The 20,411-nt window shown below is 61.6% G+C and carries 15 protein-coding genes; all 15 read left to right on the top strand.

Going from position 1 to position 20,411, the window contains the following annotated elements:
- Positions 1–38 precede the first annotated feature (38 nt).
- The 15 genes from GJA_RS18525 (at position 39) to GJA_RS18455 (ending at position 20,385) form a co-directional block, all read left to right on the top strand.
- The gene (locus GJA_RS18525; RefSeq protein WP_038495118.1) at positions 39–1,304 is read left to right on the top strand and encodes a lipopolysaccharide biosynthesis protein; all 1,266 of its coding nucleotides are present in this window, start codon (positions 39–41) and stop codon (positions 1,302–1,304) included.
- Positions 1,301–1,999 (top strand): glycosyltransferase family 32 protein, encoded by a 699-nt coding sequence (locus GJA_RS26315; protein WP_051781101.1) that lies wholly within the window; start codon positions 1,301–1,303, stop codon positions 1,997–1,999. The genes GJA_RS18525 and GJA_RS26315 overlap by 4 nt, the downstream gene beginning before the upstream one ends.
- A complete protein-coding gene (locus GJA_RS18515) occupies positions 1,989–3,125 on the top strand; it encodes a glycosyltransferase (protein WP_038495115.1) in 1,137 nt (378 codons plus the stop codon). The genes GJA_RS26315 and GJA_RS18515 overlap by 11 nt, the downstream gene beginning before the upstream one ends.
- Positions 3,126–3,450: 325 nt before the next feature.
- On the top strand, positions 3,451–5,676 hold the full coding sequence (locus GJA_RS18510) for a heparinase II/III domain-containing protein (protein ID WP_051781100.1): 2,226 nt from the start codon (positions 3,451–3,453) through the stop codon (positions 5,674–5,676).
- Positions 5,677–5,909: 233 nt separating this feature from the next.
- On the top strand, positions 5,910–7,133 hold the full coding sequence (locus tag GJA_RS18505) for a glycosyltransferase (protein WP_081905481.1): 1,224 nt from the start codon (positions 5,910–5,912) through the stop codon (positions 7,131–7,133).
- Positions 7,126–8,217, top strand: a complete 1,092-nt coding sequence (locus GJA_RS18500) for a glycosyltransferase (RefSeq protein ID WP_167541133.1) — start codon at positions 7,126–7,128, stop codon at positions 8,215–8,217. The genes GJA_RS18505 and GJA_RS18500 overlap by 8 nt, the downstream gene beginning before the upstream one ends.
- Positions 8,218–8,265: 48 nt before the next feature.
- Positions 8,266–10,179: an asparagine synthase (glutamine-hydrolyzing) gene (gene asnB, locus GJA_RS18495; RefSeq protein ID WP_038495109.1), complete on the top strand. Its 1,914-nt coding sequence runs from the start codon at positions 8,266–8,268 to the stop codon at positions 10,177–10,179.
- 18 nt (positions 10,180–10,197) lie between these two features.
- Positions 10,198–12,189, top strand: coding sequence for a heparinase II/III family protein (locus tag GJA_RS18490; RefSeq protein WP_038495106.1), 1,992 nt, complete (start codon positions 10,198–10,200; stop codon positions 12,187–12,189).
- A gap of 103 nt (positions 12,190–12,292) precedes the next feature.
- Positions 12,293–13,603, top strand: a complete 1,311-nt coding sequence (locus tag GJA_RS18485; protein ID WP_038495103.1) for a nucleotide sugar dehydrogenase — start codon at positions 12,293–12,295, stop codon at positions 13,601–13,603.
- A complete protein-coding gene (locus GJA_RS18480; RefSeq protein ID WP_051781096.1) occupies positions 13,587–14,870 on the top strand; it encodes a glycosyltransferase family 4 protein in 1,284 nt (427 codons plus the stop codon). Before GJA_RS18485 ends, GJA_RS18480 begins: the two co-directional genes overlap by 17 nt.
- Positions 14,867–15,865 (top strand): UDP-glucose 4-epimerase GalE, encoded by a 999-nt coding sequence (galE, locus tag GJA_RS18475; protein ID WP_038495100.1) that lies wholly within the window; start codon positions 14,867–14,869, stop codon positions 15,863–15,865. The genes GJA_RS18480 and galE overlap by 4 nt, the downstream gene beginning before the upstream one ends.
- 52 nt (positions 15,866–15,917) lie before the next feature.
- On the top strand, positions 15,918–17,093 hold the full coding sequence (locus GJA_RS18470; protein ID WP_051781094.1) for a nucleotidyltransferase family protein: 1,176 nt from the start codon (positions 15,918–15,920) through the stop codon (positions 17,091–17,093).
- A complete protein-coding gene (locus GJA_RS18465; protein ID WP_038495097.1) occupies positions 17,090–18,508 on the top strand; it encodes a mannose-1-phosphate guanylyltransferase/mannose-6-phosphate isomerase in 1,419 nt (472 codons plus the stop codon). The genes GJA_RS18470 and GJA_RS18465 overlap by 4 nt, the downstream gene beginning before the upstream one ends.
- A gap of 82 nt (positions 18,509–18,590) precedes the next feature.
- The gene (locus GJA_RS18460) at positions 18,591–19,643 is read left to right on the top strand and encodes a TIGR03790 family protein (protein ID WP_051781092.1); all 1,053 of its coding nucleotides are present in this window, start codon (positions 18,591–18,593) and stop codon (positions 19,641–19,643) included.
- A 139-nt stretch (positions 19,644–19,782) separates the two neighbouring features.
- On the top strand, positions 19,783–20,385 hold the full coding sequence (locus GJA_RS18455; RefSeq protein ID WP_197539802.1) for a GNAT family N-acetyltransferase: 603 nt from the start codon (positions 19,783–19,785) through the stop codon (positions 20,383–20,385).
- The last annotated feature ends 26 nt before the right edge of the window (positions 20,386–20,411 follow it).

Here is a 20,411-nt window from a genome sequence, read left to right as displayed (position 1 = left end):
TATCCAGACCGACCACCCTCGTGACATAGTGAGCCTGTGTGAAAGAAAAAAGCACCAGTAATCTTTTCAAGAACAGTCTGTTTTCTTTCTTGTTGAATGTATCCGGCACGGCGATCAGTTTTTTTGCGATCCCGATCACGCTGAAAATCATGGGCATCGAGCAGTACGGCAGCTTTGTGCTGGTGCAGTCGGTCGCGATGATCGTCTTCACCTTGCTGACGGTACAGTACTGGCAGGGCTTGCTGCTGGAATTTCCCGGCAAGGAAGGCCGCATCGCCGTGCTCAAGCGGCAAGTGCTGCGCAGTGCCGTGTATGAGGGCGTGGGTGTGGCGGCGGCCTTGCTGGCGGTGGCCAGCCTGCCGTGGTTCGGCATCCGCCAGATCGGCGCGTTCAACATCATGGAAATCGTGCTGATCGCGGTGGCCGTGCTGGTGCCGGCGCTCGGTTCGATGATCGCCTTTTACCGCCTGACCAATCAATACCCTATCCTGATGGGCGCCGGCCTGTGCAGCAATGGCTTGCGGCTGGCCTTGCTGTGCTTGTCGTTGGCGTTCCATCCAACGCCGGCGGCGGTGATCCTGTCGTATGCGATCCCGGAAATCCTGCACTTGCTGTTCCTGGTCACCGTGATGCTGATGAGTAAGAAAGACCTGGAAGCCACGCCCGACGGCACAGAAGCGCCGGACGACAAGAAGATATTTTCTGCCGGAAAATGGGCCAGTTTCCTGGCGATTGCCGACTTGCCGGTGGCCAATGTCGACAAGGTGCTGGTGGCTGTCGCGCTGAGCCCGGAAGCGCTGGGTATCTATAATATCTTCAAGCGCCTGTACAGCATCATCGGCATGGCGACCGCGCCGGTGTACATGAATTCGATCCCGGAGTTTTCGCGCAAAATCAATCTCGGCGACACGGCTGGCGCCTTCGCGCTGTGGCGCAAGACCATCATGCTGCTGTTGCCGCTGTCGCTGCTGGTCGGCGCCGCCTGTTATCTGCTGCGCGGCATCTGGATCCCGATGATCTACCGCGGCCTGGCGGCCTATGGCGCCGAGCTGATGGTGGTGATCGCCAGCGCGGTGGTGGCTGGCTCCTTCATCACCACCCACGCGATCTATTGGGCGCTGGGCAAGAAGAAACAAACCACCGCGATTGCCGTCGGTTCCAACCTGTTTTATCTGGCGATGCTGCTGTCGCTGAGTCACTGGCTGGGATTGATCGGCGCGGTCGGTGCTTTCCTGATCCATGTCACGCTGGTGGTGGCCATCAAAGTGGTGTTCCTGTTGAAAGAAAAGGGCAAGCTCGCATGATTCCAAAGAAAATCCATTATTGCTGGTTTGGCGGTAATCCGCTGTCGGTGCTGAACCAGCGCTGTATCGACTCGTGGAAAAAATATTGTCCGGAATATGAGTTGGTGTTGTGGAATGAATCCAACTCGGATATCGACAATGAGTATTGCCGGCAAGCGATACGGCAAAAAAAATGGGCCTTTGTTTCCGACTGGGTCCGCTTCGATGTGTTGCACAAGCATGGCGGGATTTACCTCGATACCGACATCGAATTGATACGGGGCTTCGATGGCTTGCTGCCGCAAGAACGATTATATGGCGCATGGGAAAGCTCGGAATTCATCGGCACTGCCTTCATCGCCAGTCCGGCGCGGCATCCGGTGCTGCAGCGCGCGTGCGACCTGATGCTGCAAAAGCTGGTGCCGCTGCGCCGTTTCGTGACCTCGCCGCGGGTCTTGAAACGGGCCATCGACGATTGCGCCGCGCAAGCCCCGTGTGAAATCTTTGCACCGCAACGCTTTTTTCCGTTCAATCCCTTCGACGACGGCAATCCGGCCAACGCCGGCCAATTGCTGTATGCCGACATCCAGCCCGACACGGTCGGCATCCACCATTACGCGCTGTCCTGGGGCATCAAACAACGGCCCAGCCTGGCGCAACGCATCGCCAACCGTTTGAAGCGGCATCCGGATTGGAGAATCGGCGTTGAGTTCTGACAAAAAATGCCTGCTGATCGTCTACCTGCCGCAAGAGCGGCTGGCCCGCTATCCCGACCAGATGGCGCGTTACGAATTCTTGAAAAAACATTTCAAGCTGGGGGTGGTGATCAGTTCCAGCAATGCCGGGCTCGACGGAGGTGACGCGCTGCACCTGATCGGCGCCGCCAATCCGCTGCTGTTCGCGCTGCAGGCGGCGCGCATCCTGGCGCGCCACCGCAAGGACCACGACTTCATTTTCGTCATCGGCTTGCCGGCCGTGATGGCCTTTGCGTTCAGCCGGCCGCTACGGCCGGTGATCGCTTACGGACCGACCCATTACGAGCAGCATTTCCTTGGTTCGCCCGGACTCAAGGGCAAGCTGGTGTCGGCCTTGAAAAAGGCGCTGTTTTTCAGGGGCCTGGGCCGGGTCGATTCGGTGATGGCGATTTCGCGCCAGTTGCGCGAACTGTATGCCGGCCGCGCCAAACGGGTGGTGCTGCTGCCGATGGGGGTCGATCTGTCGTTGTACAGCACGGTCGTGCAACATCGGCAGCGCCTGGTCGATGGGCCGGGCGACGCCGATGCCGGCGCCGGCTTGAAGATCGTCTATCCCGGTTCCGGCGGCGCCGGGCGCGGTATCGAACTGATCATTGCCTGCGCCCGCAAGATGCTGGCCGACGGCCAGCCCGACACGTTCCACTTGCTCGGCTGCCACGATGCGCTGCTGGAGCAGGCGTTGCGCGAACAGCCGGCGCTGGCGCAAGTCATCCGGGTCCATCCGATGATGCCGTATGCCGCCGTCATCGAACAATACGGCCGCATGGACGCCGGCCTGTCGCTGCTGCAATCGACGATTTTTTATGCGGCCTGTCCGCCGCAAAAGATTTTCGAATACATGGCGGCCGGCTTGCCGGTAATTTGCAACCGCATCGCCACCCACACCGATTATGTCGGCGACCATGCCTTGCTGATCGATTACGACGCCGACGCGCTGTACCAGGCGGTGCTGGCGCTGCGCCGCGATCGCGGCGCTTACCAGGCGGCCGCGCTGCGGCGCGCTATTAATCTGCGACAATACGCGCATACCACCGTGGAAGCCGGTTTCGTCGCGGAAATCCGCGCTCAGTTAACTCAGTTAAAATAGGCGGAAACACGCGGGTATCAGTGAAATCAGCGGGGCCGGCTGGCAAGATGATAGCGGCGGGTTTTCTGCCGGGTTCGCTTCACTTTCCAGCCGGGCTCGCTTTTCAGCGTCGACAACAGCGCAGAAAATGGCCAAATCGACGCTGCAGGCACGCTAAAATTTCACTTCGGAAATGTTGCAGCTAAATATGCAGGCAGTTGCTTTATCACGACCAAAGATAGTACCCCATCGTGTACAGTAAATTAATTGGCGTATTACAAGTTTTCCATGGCGCCGCGGACGCAGCCAATGCACCGGTATTGTTTGATTGGAGGGGTATTGTTCGATGAAACCACATCCATTATTTTCCACCTGCGGCCTGGCCTTGCTCTTGACGGCGGCCAGCGCACCCAGCCATGCCGACTGGGCCGACGCGACCGATATACTGATGGTCAAGCCGGTGCCGACGCTGTTCGCGGTACAGCCGCAAAACCCGCCGGCGTTCGCCTGGGCCCGTTATCCGGTAGCGCCGCCGGTGCCATCCTATACGCTGGAAATCCAGCAAGAGGGCAAGGTGGTCGGCAGCTATGTCACCACGCGCAATTTCTTCTTGCCGACCAAGGCCATGGCGCCGGGCCGCTACACCTGGCGCGTGCGTCCATCGACCAAGGCCGACTGGTCGACGCCGCGCGGCTTTACCATCGACGCCAGTTCGATCGTGTTCGAAGTGCCCGACAGCGACACCATCAAGGCCAATGTGCTGGCGCATGGCCGGCCGCGTCAATTACCGAAAAACTTCCAGCCGTACAGCGCGTGGAACGCCCAGAAGCGCAAGGACCGGGGACCTGCGCTGACCACGCTGTCGAATGAAATCAAGGGCGGCATGGTCACGGTGCCTAGCATCAGCGACGCGTTGTGGCCGATGAATGTGGCGCTCAGCGGGGCCGATGCGAGCCGGCGTTTCACCGATGTCGCCAACAAGACCAGCGCCAGCCTGCGGCAATTGGAGGCGTCGTCCTTCCTGTTCCGCCTGACCAAGGACAATGCCTATCTGGCCGAGGCCATCAGGCGCGGCGACGAATTGTCGGCGCTCAACCCGAACGGCGCCAGCGGTTACGCCAACCAGGACCAGGCCAGCCGCAACATCGGCATGGCCTTGCTGAAGGCGTGCGATTATCTGTGGAACGACCTGGATGCGCCGCGCCGCGCGCGCTGGATGGCGATGGTCAATACCCGCGCCGGCGCGGTCTATGCCGACCTGGCCGGCGACGGCGGCCGCATGGATCAATATCCTTTCGACTCGCACGGCGCCGACGCCTACGGTTACATGGCGCTGTTTTCGGCGCTGGCCATCGGCGACTTGCCGGCCGCCCAGCAATGGTTCACCTTTTCGGTGCGCCCGTACATGAACTCGATCTTCTTCTGGAGCGGGCCGGAGGGCGGCCACGCGTCGGGCACGCCGTACGCCACCTATACCGCCGCGTACATCCTGCAACTGTGGGGGCCGCTGAAGGAAGTCACCGGCGTCAACCTGTACGACAAGCCATGGTCGCTGGGCTTTGCGCGCATGCTGATGCATTTCCTGCCGCCGGGCGCGCCGGGCTTCGTATTCGGCGATGCGCATGAAACCCCGCTCGACAAACCGCTGCTGAAGGCGTTCAGCAGCCGTTTCCGCACCCCGGAAGCGGCCTGGTATAACCGCAACATCATCGGCGATGAGGATCCGCTGAATTTGCTGCTGGCTGAATATCCATTGCCGGCCACGACCGTGGCGGCGCTGAAACCGCCGCCCGACGCCGGCCTGTATCCGAGCACGGGTGTGGTCGCGATGCACAGCAGCATGGCTGACCGTGGCCGCAGTTCGATCTATTTCAAGTCCAGCCCTTATGGTTCTTACAATCACTCCCACGGCGACCAGAATTCGCTGGTGATCGACAGCGGCGGCTACCGTTTGCTGACCGAGTCCGGCTACCAGGACTATTATTATTCGCCGTTGGTCACGTCATGGTACCGCCAGACCAAGGCGCACAATGCCGTCACCTTCGACGGCGGTGTCGGTCAATTGATCGTCGGGCAAGAGAACCTGATCCGTAACGGCAAGATCACCGCCTTTTCGACCACGCCGGCGCTCGACTTTACCGAAGGCGACGCCAGCGCCGCCTATGGCCCGGTGCTGAAATCGGCGATCCGCCGGGTCTGGTATGTGCGTGGCAGCAATGCGGTGCTGGTGCAAGACGTGCTCGATGCGCCGGCGCCCCATGCGTACGAGTGGAATATGCACGCGATCGCGCCGATTGTCGCCAACGGCACGAACAAGGCCCGCATCGTCAACAACACCAGTTCGCTGTGCCTGACGTCGTTGAGCGAGAACGATACATTCAAGAAAGTGGCGGGACCGTCGCGGCCGGGCGTGAGCGAAGACCATGCCGCTTTCGTCAAGACGCTGGCCACGTCGAAGGCGGAATTTCTGGTGTTGCTCGACATCGGTTGCAAGGGTGTGCCCGTGAAAGTATCGGATACCCGCGTCGGCCGCCAGGTGCTGGTCGGCGACCAGCCCATCAATTTGCCCTGATCGCTCCCGCATGCGAGGTGCCTGGATACCGCCGGCTGGTCCGGCGGTTTTTCATGATAGCGTGCCTGAATGCGGCAGCCTGCCTCGAAACGACAATAAATTGCCAGGAAATTTTGTCAATTAAGAAATTGTTGGTATAGTGTTGCCAATTCTTCATGGTCGCTATGCCAGGACCGGTACAGTGCCGCACCTTGCGCGGTTTCGTGAACAATTTCTTCGACGATTGCTGATACGTGCCATTAAAAATATTACAGCTGGTTCCCGAGGCATTGCCGACGTTCCGGCCCGATGTCGCGCTGCTATTTGGGAAGTATTTGCCGCGCCATCAAGTGGTGTGCGACGTGGTCGGCACCGGACAACAGGCGCCGGCCGAACTCCAGGGGTTCGCCTCCGCGCGGCGCAGCGCGTTCCACGGGCGGCGCTGGCGGCGCGAATTGTCCTTTGTCGGCCTGTGCCTGCGCGCGCTGTGGGGGGCCGACAAGGCCAATTGCGACGTGATCCAGGTGCGCGACATGGTCACCATCGGCCTGGCCGGCATGTGGCTGGCCCGCCTGAAGGGCATTCCCTTTGTGTATTGGGTGTCGTATCCGATGTGCGAAGGCCGCATCGACGGCGCGCGCCAGCGGCTGGCGCAGAAAGCGGGCTGGTGGCAGCGGCTGGTGCTGTTCAAGGGCTTGCTCGAAAAACGCTTGCTGTACCGCCTGGTGTTGCCGGGCGCGGCGCATATCTTCGTGCAAAGCGACGCCATGCGCGACTGGCTGGCCGGGCAGGGCTTGCCGCGCGCGTCCATGACGGCGGTGCCGATGGGGGTCGACATGGAATTGCTGGCCCGGCCGCCGCAAGCCGGTCCGCGCCCGGACGGCTGGCATGCCAGGCCGATGCTGGCCTACCTGGGATCGCTGGAAAAATCGCGCCGGCTGGAAAGCGTCATCGATGCCTTGTCGATCTTGCGCCGCAGCATGCCCGAGGCTTGTTTGTTACTGATCGGCAGTTCCACCACGCTCAGCGACAACGACGACTTGCTCGACTATGCGCGCCGACAGGGCTTGGCCGATGGGGTGCGGGTGACCGGCTGGCTGCCGTCTGAACAGGCCTGGCAATTACTGATGGGGGCCGATGCGGCGGTGTCGTATATTCCGCGCGGCGCCTTGTACGACGTCAGTTCGCCCACCAAATTGCTGGAATACCTGGCGCTCGGCATCCCGGCGATTGCCAACGATATTCCCGACCAGGTGCAAGTGCTGGCGGCCAGCCAAGCCGGCTGGCTGACGGCCAGCGATCCGGCCGCGATGGCGGCCGCGATGGCGCAGGTGCTGTCTGACGTCGATGCGGCGCGGCGCCGCGCCGCCGCCGGGCCGGCCTATATCGAATCGGCCCGCAGCTACCGGGTGCTGGCGCAGGCGGTTGCGCGGCAATACCATCAGATCGCCGGCCGCGTGCCGGCACACCATGAGTGACACTATGATCAAAGTCATGCTGCTGGGACCGTCGGTCGGCGCCGCGAGCGGCGTCAGCACCCATTTGAACCAGATATTCCAGTCGACGCTGGCGCAGGACCATGTCTTGCTGCATTTTCAGGTCGGCAGCGAGGGCCGCGCCGAATCGTTGCCGCACAAGCTGCTGCGGTTTTTCTTGAGCCCGCTGCAATTCGCCGCGGCGCTATGGCGCCATCGTCCCGACATCGTGCACTTGAATACGTCGATGGTCGCCAAGAGTTACTGGCGCGACCTGGTGTATTTGCTGGTCGCCAAATCGATGCGCACCAAGGTGCTGTACCAGGTGCACGGCGGCGCCTTGCCGCAAGACTTTTTTGCCGGTCATGCGCTACGCACCGGCCTATTGCGCCGCGTGCTGCGCCTGGCCGACAGCGTGGTGCTGCTGGCGCAGCAAGAGTTGCACGCTTACCGCGCATTCGAGCCGGCGCTGGTGTTGTCGGTGATTCCGAATTCGATAGCGCTGTGCGCCGATCCGGTACAAAAAATCAATCGCGGCGATGGACCGTTGCAATTGCTCTACCTGGGCCGGCTGGTGCTCGAAAAAGGCGTCGCGGAATTGGTCGATGCGCTGGCGCTGGTGCGCGCCCAGGGCGTGATGGCGCTGCTGGTGATCGCCGGCGGCGGACCGGACGAGCAGCGCTTGCGCCAGCGGGTGGCCGAACTTGGCTTGCAGGACGCGGTGCAATTCGCCGGGCCGGTGTTTGGCGAGGCCAAGCAACGCCTGTGGGAGCAGGCCGACCTGTTCGGTTTTCCGACTTACCGCGAAGGTTTGCCGTATGTGTTGCTTGAAAGCATGGCGGCGCGCACGCCGGCGCTGGCTTGCCCGGTCGGCGGCATCCCGGATGTGATGCAAGACGGCGTGCATGGATTTTTCGTGCCGCCGCGCGACCCGCAAGCACTGGCCGCGCTGATCTTGCGGCTCGACCGCGACCGGCCGCTATTGCGCAGCATGGCGCAAGCCGGCCGCGAGCGGGTCGAACGGCATTACACGGTGGAGCGGCTGGCACACGATTTCCGGGCCATCTATGCCGGCTTGTTGAAGTGATTTACTGCAGTCTTTTCGATCAAACCTTTCAATCTTGAGGTAGCCAGCATGTGCGGTATAGCAGGGTTTATCATCAACGCAGCGACACCGGCCGAAGCGGCCCACGCCATGTTGGACGGCATGGGGCGGGCCATCGCCCATCGCGGCCCGGACGATTCCGGTTTCCTGGAAACCGTGACCAGCGACGGCGCGCGGCGGCTCGGTTTTGTGCACCGCCGCCTGTCGATCATCGATATCGCCACCGGCCACCAGCCGCTGGGCAATGAAGACGGGTCGGTGCAAGTCATCTTCAATGGCGAGATCTATAATTTCCAGGAACTGCGCGAACAATTGACCGGGCTCGGCCACCGCTTCGCGACCGCATCCGATACCGAAACCATCGTCCACGCGTATGAGCAGTGGGGCGACGATTGCGTGCTGCATTTTCGCGGCATGTTTGCCTTCGCCCTCTGGGATGCAGCGAAGAACCGTTTATTCCTGGCGCGCGACCGTTACGGCAAGAAACCGCTGTTCTTGTATGAACACGATGGCGTGCTGCTGTTCGCCTCGGAAATCAAGGCCATCCTGACGCATCCCGGCGTGGCCCGCGTGGTCGACCAGGGCGCGGTGTGGGATTATTTTTCTTACCGTTACGTGCCGGCGCCGCATACGCTGTTCGATGGCATCCGTAAATTGCGTCCCGGCAGTCATGCGGTGTGGCAAGACGGCAAGCTGACCGAAAGCATGTATTACACGCCGGCCGATAGCCGTTTGCCGGTGAGTAAGACGCTGCCGGCCGATCCGGTCGCGGCCTTCCTGGCCAAGCTCGATGAATCGGTGCGCATCCGCATGGTCGCCGATGTGCCGTTCGGCGCCTTCTTGTCCGGCGGGATCGATTCGTCGGCGGTGGTCGGCCTGATGGCGCGCCATTCGAGCTTGCCGGTGAAAACTTTCTCGGTCGGTTTCAAGGAAGGCAAGTTCAGCGAATTGCGCTATGCCGCCGAGATTGCGCGCCAGTTCCATACCGAGCACCATGAATTGACGGTGTCGGCCGAACAAGTGATTACCTTGCTGCCGGAAATGGTCGCGTTCCGCGATGCGCCGGTGGCCGAACCGTCCGATATCCCGATCTATCTGCTGGCCAGGGAAGCGCGCAAGACGGTCAAGATGGTATTGACCGGCGAGGGTTCCGATGAAATCCTCGGCGGCTACCCCAAGCATGTGTATGAAAATTTTGTCCGGCCTTATCAGCGCTTGCCGGCCTGGCTGCGCAATCAGGTGCTGCGGCCGGCGGTCATGGCGCTGCCGTACAAGTTTCGCCGCGCCAAGACCGCGATCATCAACCTGGGCCTGGAATCGTTCGACGAACGCATGCCGCGCTGGTTTGGCGTGTTGTCCGACCGCGAGTGCCGGGCGCTGGTCGCGCTCGATCCGGCGCGCCATTCGGCCCGCCGTCCGTCGCGCCGCGCGGCCGACGCCGGCAACGGCGAAACCCTGGGCGGCGATCCGCACAACAGCGCGTTGCGGCGCATCCTGTGCTTCGACCAAAGCAGCTGGCTGCCCGACAATTTGCTGGAACGGGGCGACCGCATGACGATGGCCGCGTCGCTGGAAGCGCGCATGCCGTTCATGGACCATGAGCTGGCCGAATTCGTCTCCAGCCTGCCCGACCATTACCGGGTGCGCGGCAAGGCCACCAAGTGGATCTTGCGCGAAGCGATGAAGCAGTTGCTGCCGCAAAACATCCTGCAGCGGCCGAAAGTGGGTTTCCGCGTGCCGATCAATGAATGGTTCCGCGGCCCGATGCGCGATTACCTGTACCAGCACCTGACCGGCCCGGAGTCGCTGACGCGCCATTATTACCATGCGGCGGCGCTGGAAAAAGTGCTGGCCGACCATGTGGCCGGCCGGCAAAACCACGAAAAGCTGTTATGGAGCTTGCTGAACCTGGAAATCTGGCAGCGCCAGTACATTCAAGCATGATGCCGGAAGCGAGGCGCGATGTCTGACCTGGCCTGGAAATTGAAGCGCCTGCGCGTGATGGGCGCGGCCGAAATCGTGCACCGGGTCGGCGCTGCCGTGCAGACCCGCTTGCAGGCGCGCGGCATCGGCCTGGCCCGGCCGCCGGCCGCCGACCTGCGCCGCTTCGGCAAGCCTTGGCTGGATCAGTTGCCGCGCCCGGCCGACAGCGCGCCTTACCTGGCCGCCGCCGATGCCATACTGGCCGGCCATTGGGACGTGTTTGCGCTGCGCGCCGCGCGATTGGGTTTTCCGCCGCGCTGGAACGTCGATCCGAAGACGGGAACCGAGGCGCCGCTGCAATTCGGCAAGGCATTGAATTACCGCGATGAACGCCTGATCGGCGATATCAAATACCTGTGGGAACCGAACCGCCACCTGGCCCTGGGCACGCTGGCGCAAGCGTACCACTTGAGCGGCGCGGCGCAGTACGCCGAGGGCGCGCAAGCGCTGCTGGAATCGTGGTTCGAGCAAAACCCGTATCCGCTGGGCGCCAACTGGAGCAGCGCGCTGGAACTGGGCATCCGCCTGGTTAACTGGTCGGTGGCGTGGCATTTTCTGGGTGGCATCAACAGCCCCTTGTTCCAGTCCGAGTCCGGGCAGCGCTTCTTGCAGCGCTGGCTGGACAGCATTTATCGGCACTGCCATTTTATTGCCGGTTATTTTTCGCGCCATTCCTCGGCCAACAACCATTTGTTTGGCGAACTGGCCGGCCTGCATATCGCGGCGCTGACCTGGCCTTGCTGGCCGGACAGCCAACGCTGGCTGGAACGCAGCGCCGCCGAACTGGAAACCGAAGCACTGAAACAGACGTTCGCCGATGGCGTCAACCGCGAACAGGCGATTTATTACCAGCATTCGGTAGCCGACATGATGTTGCTGTGCGGCTTGATGGGACGGGCCAATGGCTGTCCCCGTTCGGCCGCCTTCTGGGACCGGCTCGAAAAGATGCTGGAATTTATCGCCGCGATGCTGAACGCCGGCGGCGGCTTGAGCACCACCGGCGACGCCGACGACGCCTTGCTGGTGCAGTGGAGCCGGCAAGCCGATTTTAATATTTACCGTTCGCTGCTGGCCAGCGGCGCGCTGCTGTTCCAGCGCGGCGACTTCAAATACCAGGCCGGTCCGTTCGACGACAAGAGCTGCTGGCTGCTGGGCGAGGCGGGACGGCAAGCCTACCAGCAATTGCCGGCCGTGCCGCCGGAGCTGCCGCGCGCCTTCGCCGAGGGCGGCATGTATTTCCTGGGCCGCGATTTCCATACGCCGCAAGAAATACAGTGGGTGGCCGATGCCGGTCCGCTCGGTTATCTCGGCATCGCCGCGCATGGCCATGCCGATGCGCTGGCGCTGACGCTGGCGGTAGGCGGGGTGCCGGTGCTGATCGACCCGGGTACCTATGCGTACCACACGCAACAGAAATGGCGCGATTATTTCCGCGGCACCAGCGCGCACAACACGCTGCGGGTCGATGGACTGGACCAGTCCGAATCGGGCGGCAACTTTTTGTGGCTGCGCAAGGCCAGCGCCGTCTGCGAGGCGTGGCATAGCGACCAGCAAGTCGATTGCCTGCAAGCGCGCCATGATGGCTACCGTCGTTTGCCGGACCCTGTGTTGCATCGCAGGAAGGTCGAATTTTGCAAAAAGACTGCTACGATGATGATCGACGACAGCGTCGAATGCCGCGCGGCGCACCTGCTCGAGTGGCATTGGCATGTCAACCCGCTGTGCCGGGTCAGCCCGCAACCGGATGGCGTGCGGATAGACGGACCGGGCTTTCATGTCGAGCTGACGATGGATGGCGCGGCGCCGCCGCGTGTCGTGACAGCGGCCGAAGACCCGCCGCTGGGCTGGGTATCCTGGCGCTTCGACGAGAAGCAGCCAGCCCCAGTTGTTGTATGGAAAGAACAGATCAGCGGTCCGGTCAGCCGGCGCACGGTTCTTAAAGTTGTTCTAGATCAAGCTAACAGCAATTAATAGCTAAAACTACAAGATCGCCTGATAAAACGTTAAGCCAATGCAAAGCAATGCTGCCATGGGCGTTTAGTCGGGTGCTCTACATGTCACTATCGAGGAAATTATGAAAATCAGTATCTTTGGCCTGGGCTATGTGGGCGCCGTATCGGCCGGCTGCCTGGCGTCGGATGGACACACCGTGATCGGCGTCGATCCGAATCAAACCAAGGTGGACTTGATCAACCAGGGCCATACGCCGATCATCGAAAAAGACATCGGCGAGATGATCGCGGCGACCGTCAGGAGCGGCTTGCTGCGCGCTACGCTCGACGTGCGCGACGCGGTGCTGTCGTCCGACATGTCGCTGATCTGCGTCGGCACGCCGTCGCAATTGAACGGCAACCTGGACTTGAGCCATGTGCGCAAGGTATGCCAGGAAATCGGCGCGGCGATCAAGGAAAAGGACGCGTTCCACGTGGTCGTGGCGCGTAGCACCATGTTGCCCGGCTCGATGCGCAGCCTGGTGATCCCGACGCTGGAAGCGGCGTCCGGCAAGGTGGCCGGGGTCGATTTCGGCGTGTGCAACAATCCCGAATTCTTGCGCGAAGGCACGGCGGTCTACGATTATTACAATCCGCCCAAGACGGTGATCGGCGAGTCCGATGCCAAAGCCGGCACGCTGCTGGTGGAGTTGTATGCCAAGATGGATGCGCCGCTGGTGCGCACCGATGTCGAAACCGCCGAAATGGTCAAATACACCGACAATACCTGGCATGCGGCCAAGGTGGCGTTCGCCAATGAAATCGGCAATATCTGCAAGGCGGTCGGCATCGACGGCCACAAGGTGATGGAGATTTTCTGCCAGGACACCAAGCTCAACCTGTCCTCGTATTATATGAAGCCGGGCTTTGCGTTCGGCGGCTCGTGCCTGCCGAAAGACGTGCGCGCGCTGACCTACAAGGCGCGCAGCCTGGACCTGGAATTGCCGCTGCTGAATGCGATCTTGCCGTCGAACCGCAAGCAAATCGAAAAAGGCGTCAAGATGATCGTCGACAAGGGCGCGCGCAAGGTCGGCATCCTCGGCTTTTCGTTCAAGGCCGGCACCGACGATTTGCGCGAATCGCCGCTGGTCGATGTCATCGAGTATTTGCTGGGCAAGGGATACCAGCTGAAACTGTACGACAAGAACGTCAACCTGGCGGCGCTGACCGGCGCCAACCAGGATTACATCCTGAACCACATCCCGCATATCTCGAAATTGATGGTGAGCTCGATGCAGGACGTGCTCGACTTTGCCGAGACCATCGTCATCGGCAATGGCGCGGCCGAATTCAAGACCGTGCCGGCCAGTTTGAAACCGGGCCAGCACATCGTCGATCTGGTGCGCATCAGCCAGGAACAAAGCGGGGAGCAATACGATGGCATCTGCTGGTAACGGTAACGCTGTGAACCCGGTGACGGCGGGCAAGCAGCGGCGCGTGCTGATCCTGGTTGAAAACCTGCCGTCGCCATTCGACCGGCGCGTGTGGCAAGAAGCGACCACCTTGCACGGACACGGTTATCAAGTGTCGATCATCTGTCCGACCGGCAAGGGCTACGAAGCGCGCTACGAGCAGATCGACGGCATCCATATCCACCGCTACAGCCTGCCGCTGGAAGCGGAAGGGGCCAAGGGCTACCTGGTGGAGTATTCGCTGGCGCTGTTCCACACCGCGCGGCTGGCGTGGAAAGTGCTGTTCGCGCGCGGCTTCGATGTGATCCACGCCTGCAATCCACCGGACTTGCTGTTCCTGATCGGCGGCTTTTTCAAGCTGACCATGGGCAAGAAGTTCTTGTTCGACCACCACGACATCAATCCGGAATTGTATGAGGCCAAGTTTGGCCGGCGCGATTTCTTTTACAAGCTGATGGTGCTGTTCGAGCGCTGGTCGTTCCGCAGCGCCGACGTGTCGATCGCCACCAACGAGTCGTACAAGAAAATCGCGATCGAGCGCGGCGGCATGGATCCCGACAAGGTTTATGTGGTGCGCAGCGGCCCCAAGCTGGACCGCTTGCGGGTCTTGCCGCCGGTGGCCGGCCTGAAGAACGGCCGCGCCTACCTGGTCGGTTATGTCGGCGTGATGGGCGCCCAGGAAGGCATCGATTTATTGCTGAAGGCGGCGCAATACCTGATACAGACGCTGGGCCGCACCGATGTGCAGTTCGGCCTGGTCGGCGGCGGCACGTCGCTGGAGCAAATGAAACAGTTGGCGCGCGAACTGGGCATCGCCGATTACGTCACGTTCACCGGCCGGGTGCCGGACCAGCAATTGCTGGAAATGCTCAACACCGCCGATGTCTGCGTCAATCCGGATGTCGCCAACGACATGAACGACAAGTCGACCATGAACAAGATCATGGAATACATGGCCTTGGGTAAACCGATCGTGCAGTTTGATTTGGTCGAGGGCAAGGTATCGGCGCAGCAGGCATCCTTGTATGCCTTGAAGAACGACCCGGTCGACATGGCGCGCAAGATCGTCGAGTTGCTGGACGATCCGCAATTGCGGGCGCGCATGGGCGAATTCGGCCGCCACCGCGTCGTCAATGAATTGGAGTGGGAATACGAGGCGCCGAAGTTGCTGGCCGCGTATGAACGTTTGTTTTCCGCCAGCGCGCCGTTGCCGGACGCTGTGCCACCTTTTCGGAAAGAGCATCCATGAAGATACTGGTTACCGGCGGGCTGGGGTATATCGGCTCGCATACCGTGGTCGAATTGCTGGACGCCGGCCATGCCGTGGTGGTGCTCGACAATCTGTCGAACGCCGCCGCCTCGGTGTATGAGCGGGTCTGCCGCATCGCCGGCAAGCGCTTCGAATTTATCGAGGGCGACGTGCGCGACCGTGCCGCCGTCGAAGCCGTGTTCAGCGCGCAGCGGATCGACGCGGTGATCCACTTCGCGGGCTTGAAGGCGGTCGGCGAATCGGTGCAGCAGCCGCTGCGCTATTATGACAACAACGTCACCGGCAGCCTGGTCTTGTTTGAAAGCATGGCCAAGTTCGGCGTCAAGACGCTGGTGTTCAGTTCGTCCGCCACGGTGTACGGCGATCCGGCCTCGGTGCCGATCTTCGAGGATTTTCCCTTGTCGGCGACCAACGCCTATGGCCGCAGCAAGCTGATGATCGAAGAGATGCTGCGCGACCTGATCCGCGCCGAACCGGACTGGCGGATTGCCTTGCTACGCTATTTCAATCCGGTTGGCGCGCATGCCAGCGGCTTGATCGGCGAAGAACCGAATGGCATTCCCAACAACTTGCTGCCCTACGTGGCGCAAGTGGCCGATGGCCGGCGCGAATGCCTGTCGGTGTTCGGCGCCGATTACCCGACGCCGGACGGCACCGGCATGCGCGACTACATCCACGTGGTCGACCTGGCGCTGGGACATTTGAAGACGCTGGACAAGCTGGCGGCCAGCCCCGGCATCGTTACTTACAATCTGGGCACCGGGCGCGGCTACAGCGTGCTGGACATGGTGCGCGCCTTCGAGGCGGCCAGCGGCCGGCCGGTGCCTTACCAGGTGGTGGCGCGCCGTCCCGGTGACATTGCCGCCTGTTATGCCGATGCCGGACTGGCGCAGCGCGAACTGGGCTGGACCGCGGAGCGCGATATCGACCAGATGTGCGCCGATGCGTGGCGCTGGCAAACCAGTTCCAGATAATGGCCCAAGGTAGCCCGATTTTGCTCAATCCTGTCCTGGAAGGCCCTTATATATGAAAGCAATGATTTTGGCGGCAGGCAAGGGGACGCGGGTGCGTCCGCTGACCTACGACTTGCCGAAGCCGATGATACCGATACTCGGCAAGCCGGTGATGGCCTATCTGGTGGAACACCTGGCCCGCTACGGCATCACCGAGATCATGGTCAACGTCAGCTATCTGCATGAAAAGATCGAAGAGTATTTCGGCGAAGGCTACCAGTACGGCGTGCAGATCGGTTATTCCTTCGAAGGTTATACCAACGATGCCGGCGAAGTCGTGCCGCAACCGCTGGGCTCGGCCGGCGGCATGAAGAAGATCCAGGAATTCGGCGGATTTTTCGACGACACCACCATCGTGCTGTGCGGCGATGCGCTGATCGACCTCGATATCAAGTCGGCGCTGTTCGAACACCGCCGCAAGGGCGCGCTGGCGTCGGTGATCACGCTGGAAGTGCCGTGGGACAAGGTATCGAGCTATGGCGTGGTGGTGTCCGACCCGGATGGCCGGGTGCGCGCCTTCCAGGAAAAACCGGCCCAGCACGAGGCGCTGTCGAACTTCGTCAGTACCGGCATTTATATTTTCGAACCGGCAGTGCTGGAGCTGATCCCGCGCGACCGGCCGTTCGACATCGGCGCCGAACTGTTTCCGCTGATGGTGGAGCGGGGCTTGCCGTTTTATGCGCAGACGCGGCGCTTCAACTGGATCGACATCGGTAGCGTCAAGGATTATTGGGAAGTGCTGCAAAGCGTGCTGATGGGCGAAGTGGCGAACATGAAAGTGCCCGGCATCCAGGTCGACGAAGGCTTGTGGATAGGCTTGAACACCCGCATAGACTGGAGCAACGGCACGCGCATCGAGGGCCCGGTCTACATCGGTTCCGGCACCCGGGTCGAGGCCGGCGCGACCATCGTCGGGCCGAGCTGGATCGGCAGCGGCAGCCATATCTGCGCCGGCGCCAAGGTGGTGCGCAGCGTGCTGTTCGAATATACCCGCGTGCTGCACGATATCGTCATCGATGAAATGATCGTGTTCAAGGATTACAGCGTCAACCGCGCCGGCGAAATGCGCCATGCGTCGCAATACCAGCCGGATGCGTGGGGCAATGCGCGCGACCGGCGCCGCCTGCGGCGCCACGCCGATCCGGGCCCGCACTCGCAACAACACTATCAAGAAAACACTCAGACATGAATATTTATCCCGTCATCTTGTCCGGCGGTTCCGGCACCCGTTTGTGGCCCTTGTCGCGCGCCGTATTGCCGAAGCAATTACTGCCGCTGGTCACCGACAAAACCATGTTGCAAGACACCGTGCTGCGCCTGTCCGGCCTGGATGGCTTGAAAGCGCCGCTGGTGGTCTGCGGCAACGAGCACCGCTTCCTGGTGGCCGAGCAACTGCGCGACATCGGCGTCCAGCCTCTCGCCATCCTGCTCGAACCGGCCGGCCGCAATACCGCGCCGGCGGTGGCCGCGGCCGCGCTGTACTTGCGCAAGATCGATCCCGACGCGCTGATGCTGGTGCTGCCGGCCGACCATGTGATCCAGCATGTGGCCGCCTTTTACGACGCCATCGCCCGTGCCGCGGCGCAAGCCGACGCCGGTGCGCTGGCGACCTTCGGCATCGTCCCGCTGAGTCCGGAAACCGGCTATGGCTACATCCGCAGCGGTGCCCCGGCGAGCGCCGCGCCTGATTGCTACCGGGTCGATTCCTTCGTCGAAAAACCGGACCTGGACACCGCGCGCGGTTTTGTCGATGCCGGTAATTATTATTGGAACAGCGGCATGTTCTTGTTCCGCGCTGCAGTGTACCTGGACCAGTTGCGCACCTTCCAGCCAGCCATCGTCAACGCCTGCGAGGCGGCGGTGGCGGGCGCCTACCGGGACCTGGATTTTTTCCGCCTGGAAGAAAAAGCCTTTGCCGCCAGTCCGTCCGACTCGATCGACTATGCCCTGATGGAACATACCCGCGACGCGGTAGTGGTGCCGGCCGACATAGGCTGGAGCGACGTCGGTTCCTGGTCGGCGCTGTGGCAAGTGCAGCAGCGTGATGAGGCCGGCAACGTGGCGCGCGGCGATGTCTATCTCGATGGCGCCAGCAATTGCCTGGTGCGCGCCGAAAGCCGCATCGTCGCCGTGCTCGGCGTGCAAGACTTGATCGTGGTGGAAACCAACGACGCGGTCTTGGTCGCGCACAAGGACCATGCGCAGCGCGTCAAGCAGGTGGTCGACCATTTGAAGCTGCACGAACGCAGCGAGCATTTGCACCACACCCGCGTGTACCGGCCGTGGGGCTATTACGAAGGCATCGACGCCGGCCAGCGCTTCCAGGTCAAGCGGATTACCGTCAATCCGGGCGGCAAGCTGTCGCTGCAAATGCACCATCACCGCGCCGAACACTGGGTGGTGGTCAGCGGCACCGCGCGCGTGACGTGCGGCGACAGCGTGCGCCTGCTGACCGAGAATGAATCGACGTATATTCCGATCGGCATGAATCACCGCCTCGAAAACCCCGGCATGGTGCCGCTGCACATCATTGAAGTGCAATCGGGCGGCTACCTGGGCGAAGACGATATCGTGCGGTTTGACGATGTCTACCAGCGCACCTGATACGCTTGATATTGCATGACTGCAAACAGTTATAATCGACGGGCCTATCCTGGTCACCGTTGTTGTTTTTGAAGATGCCGCCATGTTGATTGTTCGCCAGCCTGCCTTGTCCCGCCCCTTTTTTTATGCCGCCGTGCTGGCGCTGACGGCAAGCAGCGCCGGCGCGCTGGCGCAATCGGCGGCGCCCAAGTCCGGCTTGATACCCGCGCAAGTGGCGCTGGTGATCAATGACGACGAACCGAACAGCGTCGAGATCGGCGAATATTATCGCCAGGCGCGCCAGATTCCCGATGCCAACGTGGTGCATGTGCGCATCCCGAAGCGGCCGCATACATTGAGCGTCGACCAATTCACCCAGCTCAAGGCGCGCATCGACAGCCAGCTGGGACCGGACATCCAGGCGCTGGTGATGGTCTGGACCGCGCCGTACGCGGTCGAGTGCAATTCGATCACCTCGGCCTACACCTTGGGCTACGACGCCGGGCAATGTATCAAGACTTGCGGCCCGGGCAAGCCGAGCGCGTATTTCAATTCGCCGTCGGCGCTGCCGTTTACCGAGCACGGCATGCGTTTGTCGATGTTGCTGCCGACCGATAGCGTGGCCGGCGCCAAGGCCCTGATCGGGCGCGGCACCGCCAGCGGTTTCCGGGTGCCGGCCGCCACTGCGTATTACCTGACCACCAGCGACACGGCGCGCAGCAGCCGCGCGCCATTCTTTCCGCCATCGGGCCAGTTCCGCCAGCGCAAGCTGACGGTCAAGAACCTGAAGGCCGACAGCATCGAAAACGAGCAAGACATCATGATTTACCAGACTGGCCTGAGTCGCGTGCCGAAACTGGACACCTTGCGCTTCATGCCCGGCGCGCTGGCCGATCATTTGACGTCGTTCGGCGGCGACTTGCTGGCCGAGGGCCAGATGAGCAGCCTGCGCTGGCTGGACGCGGGCGCCACCGCCAGCTACGGCACGGTCAGCGAGCCGTGTAATTACTGGCAAAAATTCCCCAACCCGGCAGTCTTGCTGCGCAGCTATCTGTCCGGCGCCAGCGCCATCGAATCGTACTGGCGCAGCGTGGCGTGGCCGGCGCAAGGGGTGTTCATCGGCGAGGCGCTGGCGGCGCCGTATAAACAGCGTTGAGCTGGCCGGGAGGCCGGTTCGCTGGTCGGGCGGGATGCTGGTATAGTTGAGTGGCGGCAATCGCCCGGCAGCGCAGAGGATAAGAATAGAATTCTTCAGTCAGCCCTGACCAAATTTACATTGGACACTCGGAGAGGTAGTGGATACACCCTGGATGGAACACCCGGTTATTCTTAAAGGAAAGAATATCGAACTGCGCCCGCTTGAGCCGGCATCCCTTGATGCGTTGTTTGCTGTCGCACAAGATCCGGAAATTTGGCGTCTTACCTCAGTCGACTATTCTGTGCATGAAAATTTCTACCCGAATTTTAACGCTGCGCTAAAGGGACGAGCGGCTGGCAGCGCCTATCCATTTCTGATTTGTCTGGCGGGCGGCGCGCAGATTATTGGAACGACCAGGCTTCTTGACATCGTTCCCCAGGACCGGAAACTGGAAATCGGCGTCACTTGGCTGGCAAGCCAATATTGGGGCTCCGGTGCAAATGCGGAGTGCAAGTATCTTCTTCTGGAATATTGCTTTGAATCCTTGAACGCACATCGGGTTCAATTCCGCGCCAAGTCGGACAATGCCAGGTCCAGGCGTGCTCTGGAGAAAATCGGAGCGACGTTTGAAGGTACTTTCAGGAAGGACAAGATTGAACCCGGTGGCCAGCCTCGTAACACCGCGTTTTATAGCATTCTTGACGACGAATGGCCGGATGTGAAATCCAGGCTGGCAGCCAGGATAGGCGCGTCGGCTTGAATCGCTGCCGCAACGGTTTCTCGCGC

This window comes from Janthinobacterium agaricidamnosum NBRC 102515 = DSM 9628 (genome assembly GCF_000723165.1).
In the GTDB taxonomy this organism is placed as follows: Bacteria; Pseudomonadota; Gammaproteobacteria; order Burkholderiales; family Burkholderiaceae_D; genus Janthinobacterium; species Janthinobacterium agaricidamnosum.
This window is presented reverse-complemented; position numbering and strand designations above follow the sequence as displayed.